11 protein-coding genes are annotated in these 14319 nt (G+C 34.7%); 3 read left to right on the top strand and 8 right to left on the bottom strand.

The window, feature by feature from the left end; all coding sequences use genetic code 11:
* Positions 1-66: 66 nt before the first annotated feature.
* The 5 genes from gmd to QP953_RS06485 form a co-directional block, all read right to left on the bottom strand.
* The gene (gene gmd / locus QP953_RS06505; protein ID WP_309554361.1) at positions 67-1179 is read right to left on the bottom strand and encodes a GDP-mannose 4,6-dehydratase; all 1113 of its coding nucleotides are present in this window, start codon (positions 1177-1179) and stop codon (positions 67-69) included.
* Positions 1180-1294: 115 nt separating this feature from the next.
* The gene (locus tag QP953_RS06500) at positions 1295-1504 is read right to left on the bottom strand and encodes a hypothetical protein (RefSeq protein ID WP_309554360.1); all 210 of its coding nucleotides are present in this window, start codon (positions 1502-1504) and stop codon (positions 1295-1297) included.
* Between the two features lie 763 nt (positions 1505-2267).
* The gene (locus QP953_RS06495; protein ID WP_309554359.1) at positions 2268-3089 is read right to left on the bottom strand and encodes a phytanoyl-CoA dioxygenase family protein; all 822 of its coding nucleotides are present in this window, start codon (positions 3087-3089) and stop codon (positions 2268-2270) included.
* Positions 3090-3098: 9 nt separating this feature from the next.
* Positions 3099-3893: an FkbM family methyltransferase gene (locus QP953_RS06490; protein WP_309554358.1), complete on the bottom strand. Its 795-nt coding sequence runs from the start codon at positions 3891-3893 to the stop codon at positions 3099-3101.
* A 245-nt stretch (positions 3894-4138) separates the two neighbouring features.
* Positions 4139-6796 (bottom strand): hypothetical protein, encoded by a 2658-nt coding sequence (locus tag QP953_RS06485; protein WP_309554356.1) that lies wholly within the window; start codon positions 6794-6796, stop codon positions 4139-4141.
* A 482-nt stretch (positions 6797-7278) separates the two neighbouring features.
* Here QP953_RS06485 and QP953_RS06480 point away from each other — a divergent pair, with 482 nt between their 5' ends.
* Positions 7279-7923, top strand: a complete 645-nt coding sequence (locus QP953_RS06480) for a serine aminopeptidase domain-containing protein (RefSeq protein ID WP_309554354.1) — start codon at positions 7279-7281, stop codon at positions 7921-7923.
* A gap of 178 nt (positions 7924-8101) precedes the next feature.
* On the opposite strand, the gene QP953_RS06475 is transcribed toward QP953_RS06480, so the two are convergent.
* The 3 genes from QP953_RS06475 to QP953_RS06465 form a co-directional block, all read right to left on the bottom strand.
* Positions 8102-9163 (bottom strand): M42 family metallopeptidase, encoded by a 1062-nt coding sequence (locus QP953_RS06475; protein WP_052592219.1) that lies wholly within the window; start codon positions 9161-9163, stop codon positions 8102-8104.
* Between the two features lie 627 nt (positions 9164-9790).
* Positions 9791-10711 (bottom strand): mechanosensitive ion channel family protein, encoded by a 921-nt coding sequence (locus tag QP953_RS06470; protein ID WP_052592217.1) that lies wholly within the window; start codon positions 10709-10711, stop codon positions 9791-9793.
* A 9-nt stretch (positions 10712-10720) separates the two neighbouring features.
* On the bottom strand, positions 10721-11248 hold the full coding sequence (locus tag QP953_RS06465) for a DUF4258 domain-containing protein (RefSeq protein ID WP_052592215.1): 528 nt from the start codon (positions 11246-11248) through the stop codon (positions 10721-10723).
* 341 nt (positions 11249-11589) lie between these two features.
* Here QP953_RS06465 and QP953_RS06460 point away from each other — a divergent pair, with 341 nt between their 5' ends.
* Both QP953_RS06460 and QP953_RS06455 read left to right on the top strand, forming a co-directional pair.
* Positions 11590-12507 (top strand): hypothetical protein, encoded by a 918-nt coding sequence (locus QP953_RS06460; protein ID WP_309554353.1) that lies wholly within the window; start codon positions 11590-11592, stop codon positions 12505-12507.
* A 53-nt stretch (positions 12508-12560) separates the two neighbouring features.
* Entirely contained in the window at positions 12561-14318 is a 1758-nt protein-coding gene (locus QP953_RS06455; protein ID WP_309554352.1) for a hypothetical protein, read from the top strand.
* Position 14319 lies beyond the last annotated feature (1 nt).

The following is a 14319-nucleotide window of genomic DNA, read 5'->3' as shown; positions in this document are numbered from 1 at the left end:
TTAAAATTAGTGCCTTACGAAATATTTTCAGAATAGATTTGTTCTGCGTTATTAGCGGCAAACGACTTACTCAAAATAATTCATGGTGATATAGCCCCCCTCTTTTAGGTATTGTTCTTTACGCATTAATTTAAGGTCACTCGTCATCATATCTTTGACCAAAGACTGCAAATCATGCTCTGGAATCCATCCTAGTTTTTCATTTGCTTTGGTAGGATCACCAATCAATAAATCAACTTCTGTTGGTCGGAAATATTTAGGATCCACTGCCAACACCTCTTTTCCTATTTCCAATTGATAATCAGGATTATTACAGGATTTGACATAAGCTTTCTCATCAACACCTTCTCCTTTAAATTCTAACTCAACTCCGACCTCTTGGAAACTCATGCGAACAAAATCTCTTACCGTAGTTGTTTTGCCTGTTGCTATTACCCAATCTTCTGCTTCATTCGCTTGTAGAATCATCCACATCATGCGTACATAATCCTTGGCATGTCCCCAATCTCTCTTAGCATCTAGATTTCCTAAATAAAGCTTATCTTGCAACCCTAAGGCAATTTTAGAAGTTGCTCTAGTAATTTTTCTAGTTACAAATGTCTCTCCACGAAGGGGAGATTCATGGTTGAAAAGAATGCCATTGCAAGCATACATACCATAAGCTTCTCTATAATTGACGGTAATCCAATAAGCATACATTTTCGCAACAGCATAAGGCGACCTAGGATAAAAAGGAGTTGTTTCTGATTGTGGTACTTCTTGAACTTTTCCATACAATTCAGAAGTTGAAGCTTGATAAATTCTAACTTTCTTTTCCATGCCCAACAACCGCACTGCATCTAAGATTCTCAGTGTTCCTAAACCATCAACATTACCTGTATACTCGGGTGTTTCAAAAGAAACATGTACATGGCTCATTGCGGCTAAATTATAAATCTCATCTGGTTGGATTTCTTTGATCAAACGAGTAATATTAGTGCTATCCGTCATATCCCCATAATGCAAAAAGAAATTGCGATTATCAATATGAGGATCTTGATAAAGATGATCAATTCTATCGGTGTTAAAAAGAGACGATCGACGCTTCATGCCGTGCACTTGGTATCCCTTTTTTAATAAAAATTCGCTCAAATAGGCTCCATCCTGCCCCGTTACTCCAGTAATTAATGCTACTTTCATAAAATGTGTTTGTCTGCTTGTTTTGTTCTGTTAATACGTTGTGTATATCTACCTACGTTGTTCCCTTATAGTGATGGTGCTTTTTCTTCTGTTAAAAAGCCTATCGTTCCTTTATTCAATTAGCAATTTTTCGAGACACAACAGCACCTGATTTTTTATACAAGTCATTGCCATCAGTATAGGTAAAACTAGTCTTTTCCTTAGTGAAATCCAAATAATCTTCTGACAGAAAGATAGCCTCTTGTATTTTAGAATCGAATACAAGCATTAGCTCATTTTCAATCTGCAATATATCTTTATAGGCAGGCAATTTTATTAAAAACATCTTTTACACAAACTCAAGTGCTAGGTAAATATATACTTCAAAGTATAAACATTATACCTTTCATATACAATAAAGGAAAGTAATTTTTCTCTGACAACCATCGCTTCATAGAACTTTCAAAACAAATTAGTATAGATTACAAAACAGGTCTATAAACTTAGATTTAGTATCTTTTAAGATGATTGTAAATATAATGTACTTCGTAGATTATTCCCTGCTCTTATGAGGCACTATTACTCAATTAGTTCTCTAGTATCATTTTTATAACAAAAACAATACTTTCATACCGACTCCCCCCCCTTAAATGATAAGAAAAAAATTCAATTTTGCTCACAATCTCCTTTACCATACTCACGAAGTACATGGATACGATTTTACCTCTAGATATTAGATTAATCTTATGAGTCTAATAACTATGTTTTTACAAATACAAAACCGTACAGATTTTATTTTTTAAGAATAAAAACAGCGTCTATCCCCAAAAAGAGCTCATGCCCTACTTGGAAGGGCATATCGAAGCTTCGAAAATCGGATGTCTTGTACTAGCAGTATAAAAGAATAAGCCTACGAAGAATGCGTCCACATTTGTCAGTTGTAAAGAAGGAACAATCATTTGACAAATGCAGTATTCGAGTAGCGCCCCCCCAAGTGCACCACGAAGTAGCAGCACAGCTAAATTAAGCCCCTGAATAGTAGTGAACTGCAACTGCTATTTGTTGTCTTCAACAAACTATTGATAACAACAACCGAAAAGCTATAATTATTAATTTTCTACCAATAAATTTAAAATATGCTTAGGTAGCCCACTTCCTCCTATTTTTTTAGGTAAAGCATAATAATTTGTTAGTGCATAACGCTCTCCTTCTTCTATAGGCATTCCACGATGAATTCCTGATGTATCTACGACTAGTAAAGTACCTGCTTTGCCAACAGGAGTAATCAAGTTATATTTTCCTGTTTTTAAATAGTTATCAATATCTATATCTTTTAATCTATTATGATTATAGTCAAAATTGTATTCTAAAATTCCATCTAAAACAGATTGTTTTTTATGTGAACCTTTTAAATATTGAAATGCTCCATTCTTTTCTCCTACATCTGTTACGTAAAGAATCACCTTAAACTGTGATTCGTTTACTGTATCTCGATGCCAGCCTAACCCTGAGCCTAAATTATTTTCTTTAACAACTAGCTTATTAGCCATCGAAAATCCTAAAATGCGCTCATCTTTTTGAGCAAGAAATGCTTCCCTCAAAGCAACTATTCTAGGCTCATTATAAAAATGCACATCAATAAATTTAGATAGCCGATTAATTCCAAAACATCGAGTATCTGACCCAAGAGAGTCTTTCCAAATTTTGGGATTTTCCTTTTCAAGAACAGCATCTATTTCCTTCTTAAACATCTCACACTTTTCTTTCGATAAAAAATTTTCATAGACATACACCCCTTCCTTTCGCACCACTCCCAAAATCTCGTTAACCAAATGATTATCAACTTGTTGCTTTTTAGAAAATAAGAATTCTTTAATTTTATTAATTCCTAATCTCCTTACTGTCCTTGCCCAATTAATATATTTTCCCATTAATTATTTTTATATTTTTATGAATAACATTTCTAAGGAAAAGTATTTTTGCTTCTCTCTTGGCAATAAAAATTCTTCATACCCTTTTTCACGAAGTATATTACGAACAAATGTAATTTTTTTAAAAAACTCGTCAATCTTAGAATCCTCTGTTTCATAACGCTCAAACTCAACAATAAGCTGTCTAGGTATAATATCCAATTCAATCATTTGTAACAAAATAGGAAGTGCTGCCCCTTCTATATCTGCTTTAAAAAGATCAATATGGCTATGACCGTTATCTTCCATTAATTTTGATATCGTTCGTGCTTCAGCATAGAAAAAATCATTGGTTTCAATAAAAGAAGAAGAAGACCCTCCAAAACTTGGTGTTGAAAATTTCAATGTAGTATTCTCTATCCATACAGCAATAGGAAAAAACTTGAATAACTCATTCTTTTGTTTAGCCATATATTCTATAGAAGCAGGAGTAGGATCATACATGTAGACTTCACATCCATAATTTTTTGTTAAAAACTCATCAAATGAAGAGTCTACAGAAATTCCCAAAGAATAAACAACACTTTTATCATTGAGTGGCATGCGAGTATCTATAAAGTAATTAGCAGCTTGAAGGTGATTCCGATTAATGGGAGGAATATCACTTATATAAGCTTTTGTTTTTCGTCTTGGTTTACTAAACACGTAAAACAAATCCGTATGCAAAATCCACTTTGTAAATCTTCTTTTTAGAACTTTATATCCATATTTAATCAAGTTTTCTCCTTGACTATTTTTTCGCATATTTACTAATCTATTTCTCATCAATTCACTATTAAAACCTCTTATCCTCTCTTTAGAAAAGATAATAATTAATTTATAAAATAAATTCTTAAAATCCAAACAGCATCACCAATAGAGGCATTAATACGCAGTTTGTTAGCTTTCTAGCAGTAGAGAATAATTTTACCATCCTACTGTTCCTTTTACTTTGAAATAGATGCTTAAAATAAGAACCAAATTATGACAAATGGTATTATATTAGTAGCAATATAGCTAATATGTAACTACTAATTCTTAGCAATTTTATCATCTTTTTTTACCCTAATCGAGTAGATAGCTCCTAAAAAAAGCAGTAATATCATGCAGTTCGCAATAAGGCCAATCTTTGCTCCTAAAAAGACAGATTTAGGCTCATAAATCATTTTGATTTCATGCTTACCTGCTGGAATTTTTAGCCCTCTAAGGATATAGTTTGTCTTGATGAAAGGAGCCACTTTTTCCCCATCTATATACACATTCCAACCTTTGGGATAATACATTTCAGAAAAAACAGCAAATCGATCTTTAGCAGTTTCGGACTGATACACCATTGTATCAGGATGATATGATTTTAAGCTAATCTTATCTCCTGCTTGATAATCGGTTTCTAAACCCTTTACATAATCTGCATATTTTTCTTGTACAACAGCATTCAACGTAGGATTTAGATCATCCAAAGCAGCTAATTCTGCATCGGCATTTTTGACTTGTTGAATATTTTGTACAAACCAAACATTTCCTAAAGCAGTTGGATTATCCATAAATCGGTCAGGACTCACAATGATGTATTTCACATTCATCATGTTCATCAAATTGCTGTGTTGTTTTAGGGCAACATTTCCATTATCCAATTGATAATAATTCCAAAATTCTTGATACAACAAAGGCTTAGCCGCAGAATACCCTCCTAAACTTTTATGAATCCCCGAAGTAGCCGCCGTCTGACTAGGCGCTCCTCTAGAATAATCGACCACCTTATAAATGGACTTATCTTTTAAGATATCACGATCTGATTTTTGAAGTACTTGTTCTTTACTGGCTACTTGATAATTTTTTGCTGTATAACTATTCTTATTCAAATAATCAGAATTTATCATTCCTAAGTCTATAACAGCAATTAAGGCGACTACAATTCCAGCAATTTCTATAGATAATTTTTCTTTCGTATAAGCGTATAAAACGCCTGTTGTTACCAAAATAAACCCAATTGCTCTCAAAACATCTGCTTTTGCCAATGCTGCTCGGTCAGCTTCTAATGCAGCAACCAACTTAGGGCTAATCATTGCCAAACCAGCATCAGTAGGTGCTGATATTGCTCCCATACTTAGATATAGATAAGCCAATACACAAATCCCCAAACCAATCAAACCAGCTAACAAAACATAACCTTCTTTAGATACTGTTTGCTTTATCTTTGGCAATACTTTAGCTGACCAAGTATTAGCATATTCTTCTGCATTAAAACGCACTAATTTCATCAAACCTAACCCTATTGCCAAAATTACGATAGGCTGAGCAACTAAAAGTGTCATCTTGGTATCTCTAAACTTAGAGTACAATGGGAAATAGTAATACATCAAATCATTAAAAGCAGCAAAATGTTTTCCCCATGCTAATAGGATAAAAAAGGCAAAGGTGCTGATAAAAGCCCATTTCACCGCGCCTCGTAATAGTAATAAAGCTAAGAAAAGCAATAGGCAAGTGACCACACCATAATAGATAGGACCACCACTCATAGTTTGACTTCCTCGATACTGTCGAGTATACTGATTGATCAATTGATTCATAAATTGATTGGGATCCTTGATGCCATTCTTTCTAGCAGCAGCTATCAACTCTTGTTGTATGGCAGGATTGTTAAAGGCAGCATAAGTCTCTGATTTGGGGTCAGAATAAAATGATTTTCCTTGTGTTCCACCGTGGAAATTTGGAAACATCAAGCTAGCAACTTCCATTTTTTCCATACTCAATCCAAAGACATAATCGTAAGGCAAACCGCTCGATGCATTTGGTTTTTCTGCTTTATTTCTTGGATCAGCAACAGGTGCCTCTTTCTTGACGGTCAGCTCTGACTTTCCTCGTGTAGAAGCTTGACCATATTCGTAAATAGCCCATAAGCTTCCTAAGTTGGAGGCGATTCCCAACAAAGTTCCCACAAGCATGCTTAAAGCAAACTTACCAAAATGAGGAATTTGTTGTTTTTTGATAGCGTCAATTAAAAACAAAAGCCCTATAATTCCTAGTGCGAAATAGGTGTAGTAAGTCATTTGCACGTGATTTCTCATAATGCTATAACTGATGCCTATTGTGAAAAAGGTTGTTCCTAACAACATATTTTTACGGTAAGCATAAATAAATGCTCCTACAATAACTGGGGTAATGGCCAAAACATCCATTTTTCCAGTATGTCCTGCGGCAATATATAACGTATTGGCTGTAAAAAAGCCTAGCATAATAGACAAACACAAACTCAAGACCCAATTGACGCCCACTAGCACAAGACCTATGTATCCGCAAATCATAATTAGAAAAAGCGTCCTAAGCTCGCTTTTTTGCGTAAACACAGTAATCGCTTTGCCCACATAAGTTCCTGCATAATTATAATTATTGCTTCTCATCATAGCCGTTGGCATCCCACCAAACATATGGTTCGTCCACCGAATAACAGAGCCTTGCTTTTCTTGATAATCGTTAATTTCTTTCTGTTGGTACACTGCCTGAACATTATCATGCTGTTGCAAAGACATACCATCAAAAGCCACTGGTTTTAAATACAACATTGTTGCTGCAATCAAAACAAAATAAGCGACAAGATGTTTTCCAAATCGAGCTAACAAGCTATTTGTATTTGTTGAAGAACCTCTATTAGATTCCTTTGCTTTTTTAGTATTGTTATTTTTGGCCATTAGATAGGTTATAATATTGAAAGTGTACTGTTGATTTTTATTACTCCTCTTGCATCACAAATTGTAAACTCTAAAATTATGCTTGTATTGGTTCTTTTGTCCGACAAAGTAAAAACAAAACAAGCATAATTCCATTACTTACAAAGCATTAATTTTTTAAAGCAATGTATTCAAATAGTAGTTCGTTGATTATTCCCTGCGGTCATGAGATCGCTATCGCTTAGTTGTTTACTTTTTCACCAAAAAGACAAAAAAGCACGTTTATATTAGTTTAATAATCAATATTTTAACACAAGACACAACAAATTCACGACTAATTGACTATCAACTGCGCAGCACTTACGAAGTAAACTAATAAAGTTTAGTTGCGCTGCTACTACGTGGTTTCAACGAACTATTGTTCAAAAAAATAATTTTATAATTATTTCTAATTCCACCCAAAATATAGTTTTTTCGTGTAAAAGTCAAAAAACTCTTTTGTTATGCAATCACACAAAATCAAATTTCCTAAAACCGCTCATTATTACACCTTAGGAACTCCTTCTTCCTCTACGAAGAAGTTTTTTATTGTCTGTCATGGTTATGGTCAGTTGGCCAGCCAAATCATTCATAAATTCAATCAATTAGGAGACGATTGTTTTATCGTTGCCCCTGAAGGATTTTCTCGCTTTTATTGGAACGAAAAGAAGGGCAGCGTAGGAGCTTCTTGGATGACCAAAGCAGATCGTTTGTCTGAAATTGAGGATTATTGTAATTATATAGAACATCTTTATTACAAATACAAAAACCAACTTCCTGAAAACGTAGAGATTAACATTCTGGGCTTTTCGCAAGGAGGGGCAACTGTCGTGCGTTGGATAGAACGCAATCGACCTTTCTTTCATAATCTTATTTTGTGGGGTGCTGCCTTTCCTACGGATTTAAGCTATTTGCCTATGAAAGATTACTTGGCACAAAAGAAGCTGTATGTTGTCTATGGAAAGGAAGACGAGTATTTAAGTGCCGAAAAAATTCAGATGCATGATATGTTTACTCAACAACAAGGCATTCAATTTGAAATGATTTGGTTCGAAGGCAAACACGTCATAGATCGAACTGTCTTACATGAGTTGGTAGCAAAATTGTAAAGTCGCAGCCATTCAAGTCAAATCGCCCTCTAAAAAAACAGTAGGTTGGTTATTAGTATCTTTATTTGTAATTTACAAACATAGAACAACTGACAACCAACCTAATATCTTATATTTTCAAAAAGGCAGCAAAATACTGCTACATTATTTTTAGTACCTAAACAATGACGGAAATAGTTTATCTAAAACTCCAATCGTATTGATCCATTTCTAGGAGGCATTTTTTAAGCAAATCAATACCATTTCGAATATCGCTTTTATCCGCCATTTCAATAACTTGATGCACATTCCGACAAGGAATAGAAACACATCCTGCGATGGCGCCATTAATTCCTCTACGTTGAATACCAGCCGTATCGGTTCCTCCTCCTGTTAACACTTCAGGTTGCCATTGAATTTTGTAATTATCAGCCGTTTGCTTCATAAAATTAACCATTCTATAGTCGCAAATTGTCGAGCTATCCATGATTTTAATAGCACAGCCCTTACCCAAAGAAGTAATGCGTTCATGTGCTTGTGAACCAGGCACATCAAAAGCAATCGTTACATCAATTCCAAATCCAAAATCAGGATTAACCTGTTGAGCAGCAACATTAGCCCCCCTAATTCCTACTTCTTCTTGTACCGTAAATACGCCGTATACATCGTACGGGACAGGAGTATCTTTTAATTCTCTCAAAGTTTCGTAAAGCATATAAACAGCCAAACGATTGTCCAAAGATTTTGAATTAACACAATTTCCCATTTCTATCAACTCTCGCTCTCTAGTAATTGGATCACCAACACTAACCAACAACTCCACTTCTTCTTGTGTCATTCCTGTATCAATGAAATAATCTTTAATTCCCAATGGCTTACCTCGTTCAGCAGCACTTAACAAGTGAATAGGTTTACACCCCATACAACCTACAATGTCTTTCTTTCCGTGGATAATAACACGTTGAGCGGTCAAAGTTTTGGGATCAAACCCTCCTAAGGTGTGAAAACGAATGAACCCACCTTCTTCTATATGCGTTACAATGAAGCCAATTTCATCCATATGCGCTCCAATCATTACCTTTTTGGCATCTTTCCCCTTCTTCGTTCCCTTTTTCACTGCATATACATTTCCCATTGCGTCGGTAGACACCTCATCCACTAAAGGAGCAATCATTTCCATTATTACAGCTCGCAATCGCTGCTCAAAGCCAGGTGCAGCAGGGATTTTACAAAATTCGCTTAATAAAGCAATATCAATCATTTTATTTTATATTTATTTGGTAATTTATAGATTGTAGTCTACGTTTACTTCTCTCACTATCCTATAGCATTGTTTTTTTGATATTTTACAAATCTAAATCAACACAAAACAACTGTATCACAAAATAATTTTACACCTAGTTTAACGTACATTCCAGCTAGGTTATTATTAGGTTCTATACAGCTAATCCCAATAGCAATAACACTAATTAGTCAACATCAAAGAAGGTCTTTTTAGTTTCTAAATAAAAAACACAAAAGCATTATTACGTATAAAAACATCCTAATTTTGTTGGCTATCGCAGTGTATCAAAGGCACACGATATAAGAAATGAAAAACCTATGATTACCAATAATGATTATCTATTGTTTTATAAGATTGAGAGCGAGCAAAATAGTCATTTTTAATACAAGAACTGTTGGGCAATCATTTAAGAGTCGAGAAGAATAAAAGTAGGTTTATTATTCAAACAAAAAGATTCTTTTTAAGAAAAACAAATTAAACAAAAAAACGACGCTCCAAAGAATTATAATTCATCTCTTTTGTTTTTATTTTGTTAAAACTAACGATTCTAAACGTTTCAAAAATCACAGGTTTCTGTTTCAATTTTCAATCATTTTAGTAACATCAATCGCCTGTAGCTGCTTTTACACCATCTCCAGTCGTAACTGCTCGTCGAGTAGGATAAGCGAAATCCATATCAACATTGGCTGGATCGTTAAATTGATCTAAGATTTTTTCCCACAAATAGCTTGTCGTATTTCGTCGTCGTTTGGGCTCGCACAAATAACGCATTGTTAACAAAACACCACTAGCTTCGACACTTGTATAAACAATTGGTGTTACCTTATGATAATAAATCAAATACTGTCCAGAAGCTGACTGTAGTTCTTTTCTAGCATGCTCACTGACCTTAGGTGCGTGTTCGTTCAATGTTTCCTGCAATACCTCTTTGCACTTTCTCCAATTGCTTTCGAATGTCACCAAAACCTGAATTTCATTCCAAATGTAATCCAACCCCTCATTGTAATTTGCCAAAGGAGCTTTAAAAATTTTAGAATTAGGAATGTGTATAATCCGACCTGTACTTTGCTCGTCTCCTACCCAATTGCCAACTTCTACAATCGAAAACTGAAACAAGTTGATGTCTACAACATCACCAATTTGATTCTCGACTTGAATCCGATCTCCTACCTTAAATGGCTTTTGTACCAAGATAAAATACCATCCTGCCATGTTGACAATAGGGTCTTGAAAAGCAATTGCTAGACCTGCGGATAGCAAACCCAAATAAGTAGCAAAATCACCAAAGTGATTCGCCCAAACTAAGGCAATACCAATAATTCCAATTACATAAATACCATACGTTGCACTCTTTCGCCAAGTATAACGAACCGCTAAATCGCTCTGTAGTTTCATAATAGAGCGTGTCACAATTCGTTGTATTACCCACAAAAGAATCACCAACACAAAAGTTGTTAAAGCTTTGCTTTCTGTTTCTGTTAGTCCATCAGAAAATCGATGAAACCATTCTATTATCGTATCCATTTTTTAAGCTTAATCACAAGTACAATTGTATTTATTTCCCAAGTCAATTACAGTGATAATAATAGGATCACGCTCACAATCCCCAACAATAACACGCACATGTTGCTGATCTCTAGTTGTCCCCTCATAAGCAATAGATGGGCATTTTCCAGGCTGCGCTGGTCTTGTCTTTTTATAATTAATATGATCTTGATCAATCACTTCTTGAATTTCAAAAGCATCAATTTCTCGGCATCCCATTCGGCAACGAGCGTGTCGTGTAATAACAATTGGTTTTCCTTTAAACTTCAAATCTCTTTCGGTAAATTCTTTGGGCGCAACAGGAACGGAAGGTTCTTCGATCGACTCATTTCTTGATGCGCCATTGGTTCCATGATCATCAGCTGTTTCAGGTGCAGTATTTTTGTTCGCTGTGACCGTAGGATTTTGAGCCACATTGCCTTGCTCCAGTCCATATTCACAACTGTTCAACAAAAGTAGTACGATAGTTGCCACCAATATTATTCTAAAATAAGGATGCAACAGATATTTTTTCATTGTCATTATTGATAATTAGTATGTTTCGTTTGTAGTTAATGGCGCTGCTACTATGTGCTACAAAACAATGTTATAAAAAACGCCAATTATTTTTGCCCAAGCATCTCCCAAGGTATTACTTATCAAAGATAACAAGTACTTCCTTGATTTTTTGTTTTTCCAACCAAAAATCCCTAATCCTTTTGTTTTTTATGGAACTACTATCTCGCTATAGAATAATACAATTCTCTATAAATTAAATAAGGCTATTAAGAAAAACCCTTGCTTTTTTGGGTATTTTTTTGTATTATTGCTGTTTGTTTTTCTAGCTAAAATTAATTTAAAATTCTGAAACAGTAACCATGCCATTCAAACACAAAAAGAAAATTCATGAAATTCTAGAGATGGATTTTGAAACTTATGCTAAGTTTCTAAAAAAAGAAATTTTGCGGGCTGCAAAACTCGGTGAATTGGACGCTGTTATTTGTGGCAACCACAAATTTGCTGATGGCAAAGAATCGGCTCTTATTTTAATGGGAGCTTTTGTGGGAGATTTGGCAAATTTTTTTAAAAAGAATAAAGCTCAAGTTGGCTTTGCCAAAGGGAAATGTTTTTTTGAAACAACGGACAGTGGTACCAAAATGCACATTGCAATTAATGCAGGAAAAGGGAAGCCTGACCGAATCTCTAAAGCAGGTAAAAAGTTGTGGGCAAAAGCAGCTATAACACCACATTTTCACGACAAAAAGCTTCCTTTTTTAGATGCCGCTTTAGATCAGGTTAATGTTGGTGAAACGGAGTTGTTAAAATTAGCCGATACAGAAAATAATACGCAAGCCATCAAGTTGGTAAAAAACAATTATCTTAAATCCAGAAAAGTCTTGCAAGATCGTGTTTTGCCCTTGGTTAGTAATAAAGAAACCTTGGATAGTGCTTACACCAATCAACATTTTAAAATTGCCAAAGTTTGCCTAAAAAGTGCCGCAAGTTTTTTGAATAAGTTTGATGAAGTAAATGAAAAAACGCAAACGCTGTATCAAAAAGATATTCAAACCGTTCGTTCAGAATATCCAAAACTCAAACGCATTGCAGCTAAAATCAAACAAGCTTTGATGGCTAGTAATGTTGTAGATATTGAGATAGATAATACTGACTCGTCTCAAGAACAAACAGATGATCTCAAAAAATCACTGCACGTACTAGATAAAGAGTTTGAGAAATTAAATTCGCTAAAAATACAAGCAGAAAAAGCATTAAAATATTTAGATTCTTTGTTGTAATCTAAGTCTATTGTAACATAAATTGTCAAAAGTAATCCCTAAATTAGGTTACCATGAATAAGTATAAAATTATTGCTATTTATCAAGAAATGCTTGCCAGCATTCATAAAATCAAAAATAGTGGCCATACCTTATCGGAAGGAGAAGCAATTCAACTGGCTCAATTAGAAACCATCACGACTCAACTCAAACAAAAAGCAGATGCTGCTGGTTTTGGAGAAGAAATGGTGGCTGACTATACGGTTCCTGTTAATTCTGCCGATGATTTATTCCAACTTATTGATACTTCTGCTTGTAGTGCTGATATTCGTCAAGCATTGACAGATGTTGTTGCTAAGAATTATGTAGCCGATGGGTTAAGCCGTAAAAAGTTATGGGACGTCCTTCAAGTTTTTGACAAATACTATGTGGCGAATGTAGATAATGTTTCTGCTGTTACTGTTAATAGTAGAATGCAGGGGGAATGGGAAAAAATATTTGGAGAGGGAAAATATGATCTCAACCTTTTAGCAACCGCTTATCAAAATTCTGCGAAAGAGGCTTTGTTAAAAGAAATAAAAGTCCTTTCTGCTAATGGTTGGAGTACTAAGGCCAATAATTTACACGTTTCTTTTGATAAAATTTTCAAAGGCAAAAAATCATGGCTTGATTCAGCTAATGATATCAAAACAGCTCCTAGCCAACTCAAAATAGATGTTTATGAATTTCCCCTAATTCCAGATCATTTTAATGGAAAATACGTTAATTTTACTGGAGGAAAAGGTCAGATTAGTGGCAAACTTGCCTTAATTGATCCTATTACAATTACCAATCAACAAAAATTTCTAAATGGTTTTATTGTTGATTTTGAACAGGTTCTAAAAAGCAGTATCAACCTCAAAATGCTTCGCTCCAAAATGCCATCTATGGGCGCTGGTTCTACTACATTATTTAGCAAAGGGCTTACCTTGGATTTGGGATTTGTATTATTAACGTTAAAAACAGATGTTGCCAAATATAGCTTTACCCCAGGTCTATCAGAGAGTGATGTAACAATAGATGAAAATGGAAATGAAAAGAAAGCAGGTATAATTCAAAAAATAAAAAATCGTTCCAAATTTAATCCTATTTCGATCCGCTTTCAAGGAGCTATCAATTGTGTCAAATTAATGGATAGTCTTGGTAGTGACTTTAATTTCCCTGGTGTTGATTTTGCAGCCTGTAATATTAGTATTAGCATTGGCTTTAATGTTACCATCAATCCTCCTAAAGCTAAGCCTAAAGTAGATGGTAAAAAAACGTCCCCTACACCTGATGATGTGGACAAGCCTTCCTTGGAAAAAGACAATAAGAGACTTCGTCAAATTCAAGAAAAAAATAAAGATTTAGTAAAAAAGGCAGATCAATTAGCAGATGCGGTTGACAAAAAGGATTTAGACCGACTAAAAAAAGCAGCTGGTGAATTCCAAAATACGGCGCAAGAGGCGTATGAACTACTAGAAGATCATAATTGGAAGGATAAATCTATTAAAAATAAGGCCGCTGATTTATTGAATGAAACAGCCGAAAAGGTCTATAAAAAAGTAGCTGGTCCAGTTAGCAAGTTGACCAAAGCACTAAAATATGCGAAGCCTTTGGCTCGTTTAATGCCTGGTGTCAATGCGATCTTAACAGTTGTTGAAGTGAGCACTTATATTTATGACTTTATAACTTGGTTCAATAGTGTGGACGCTACTGTCTGGCAAGATTATTTTATTGCCTTTGGAAGTAGTATGGAGAAAAGTACGTTTGGGCAGTGGTTCAAGCGATTTGATCGGTATATGAAAAGCTAAG

Origin of the sequence: Aureispira sp. CCB-E (genome assembly GCF_031326345.1) — a bacterium.
Classification (GTDB): domain Bacteria; phylum Bacteroidota; class Bacteroidia; order Chitinophagales; family Saprospiraceae; genus Aureispira.
Note: the sequence above shows the minus strand (reverse complement) of the source record. Positions and strands in the feature narration are given on the sequence as shown.

Bases quoted from the DNA above. Each gene is read 5' to 3' on its own strand.
- QP953_RS06485 (WP_309554356.1), bottom strand. From the start codon at position 6,796: ATGGCCAAAAATAACAATACTAAAAAAGCAAAGGAATCTAATAGAGGT.
- QP953_RS06500 (WP_309554360.1), bottom strand. From the start codon at position 1,504: ATGTTTTTAATAAAATTGCCTGCCTATAAAGATATATTGCAGATTGAA.
- QP953_RS06495 (WP_309554359.1), bottom strand. From the start codon at position 3,089: ATGGGAAAATATATTAATTGGGCAAGGACAGTAAGGAGATTAGGAATT.
- gmd (WP_309554361.1), bottom strand. From the start codon at position 1,179: ATGAAAGTAGCATTAATTACTGGAGTAACGGGGCAGGATGGAGCCTAT.
- QP953_RS06465 (WP_052592215.1), bottom strand. From the start codon at position 11,248: ATGAAAAAATATCTGTTGCATCCTTATTTTAGAATAATATTGGTGGCA.
- QP953_RS06460 (WP_309554353.1), top strand. From the start codon at position 11,590: ATGCCATTCAAACACAAAAAGAAAATTCATGAAATTCTAGAGATGGAT.
- QP953_RS06480 (WP_309554354.1), top strand. From the start codon at position 7,279: ATGCAATCACACAAAATCAAATTTCCTAAAACCGCTCATTATTACACC.
- QP953_RS06490 (WP_309554358.1), bottom strand. From the start codon at position 3,893: ATGAGAAATAGATTAGTAAATATGCGAAAAAATAGTCAAGGAGAAAAC.
- QP953_RS06470 (WP_052592217.1), bottom strand. From the start codon at position 10,711: ATGGATACGATAATAGAATGGTTTCATCGATTTTCTGATGGACTAACA.
- QP953_RS06475 (WP_052592219.1), bottom strand. From the start codon at position 9,163: ATGATTGATATTGCTTTATTAAGCGAATTTTGTAAAATCCCTGCTGCA.
- QP953_RS06455 (WP_309554352.1), top strand. From the start codon at position 12,561: ATGAATAAGTATAAAATTATTGCTATTTATCAAGAAATGCTTGCCAGC.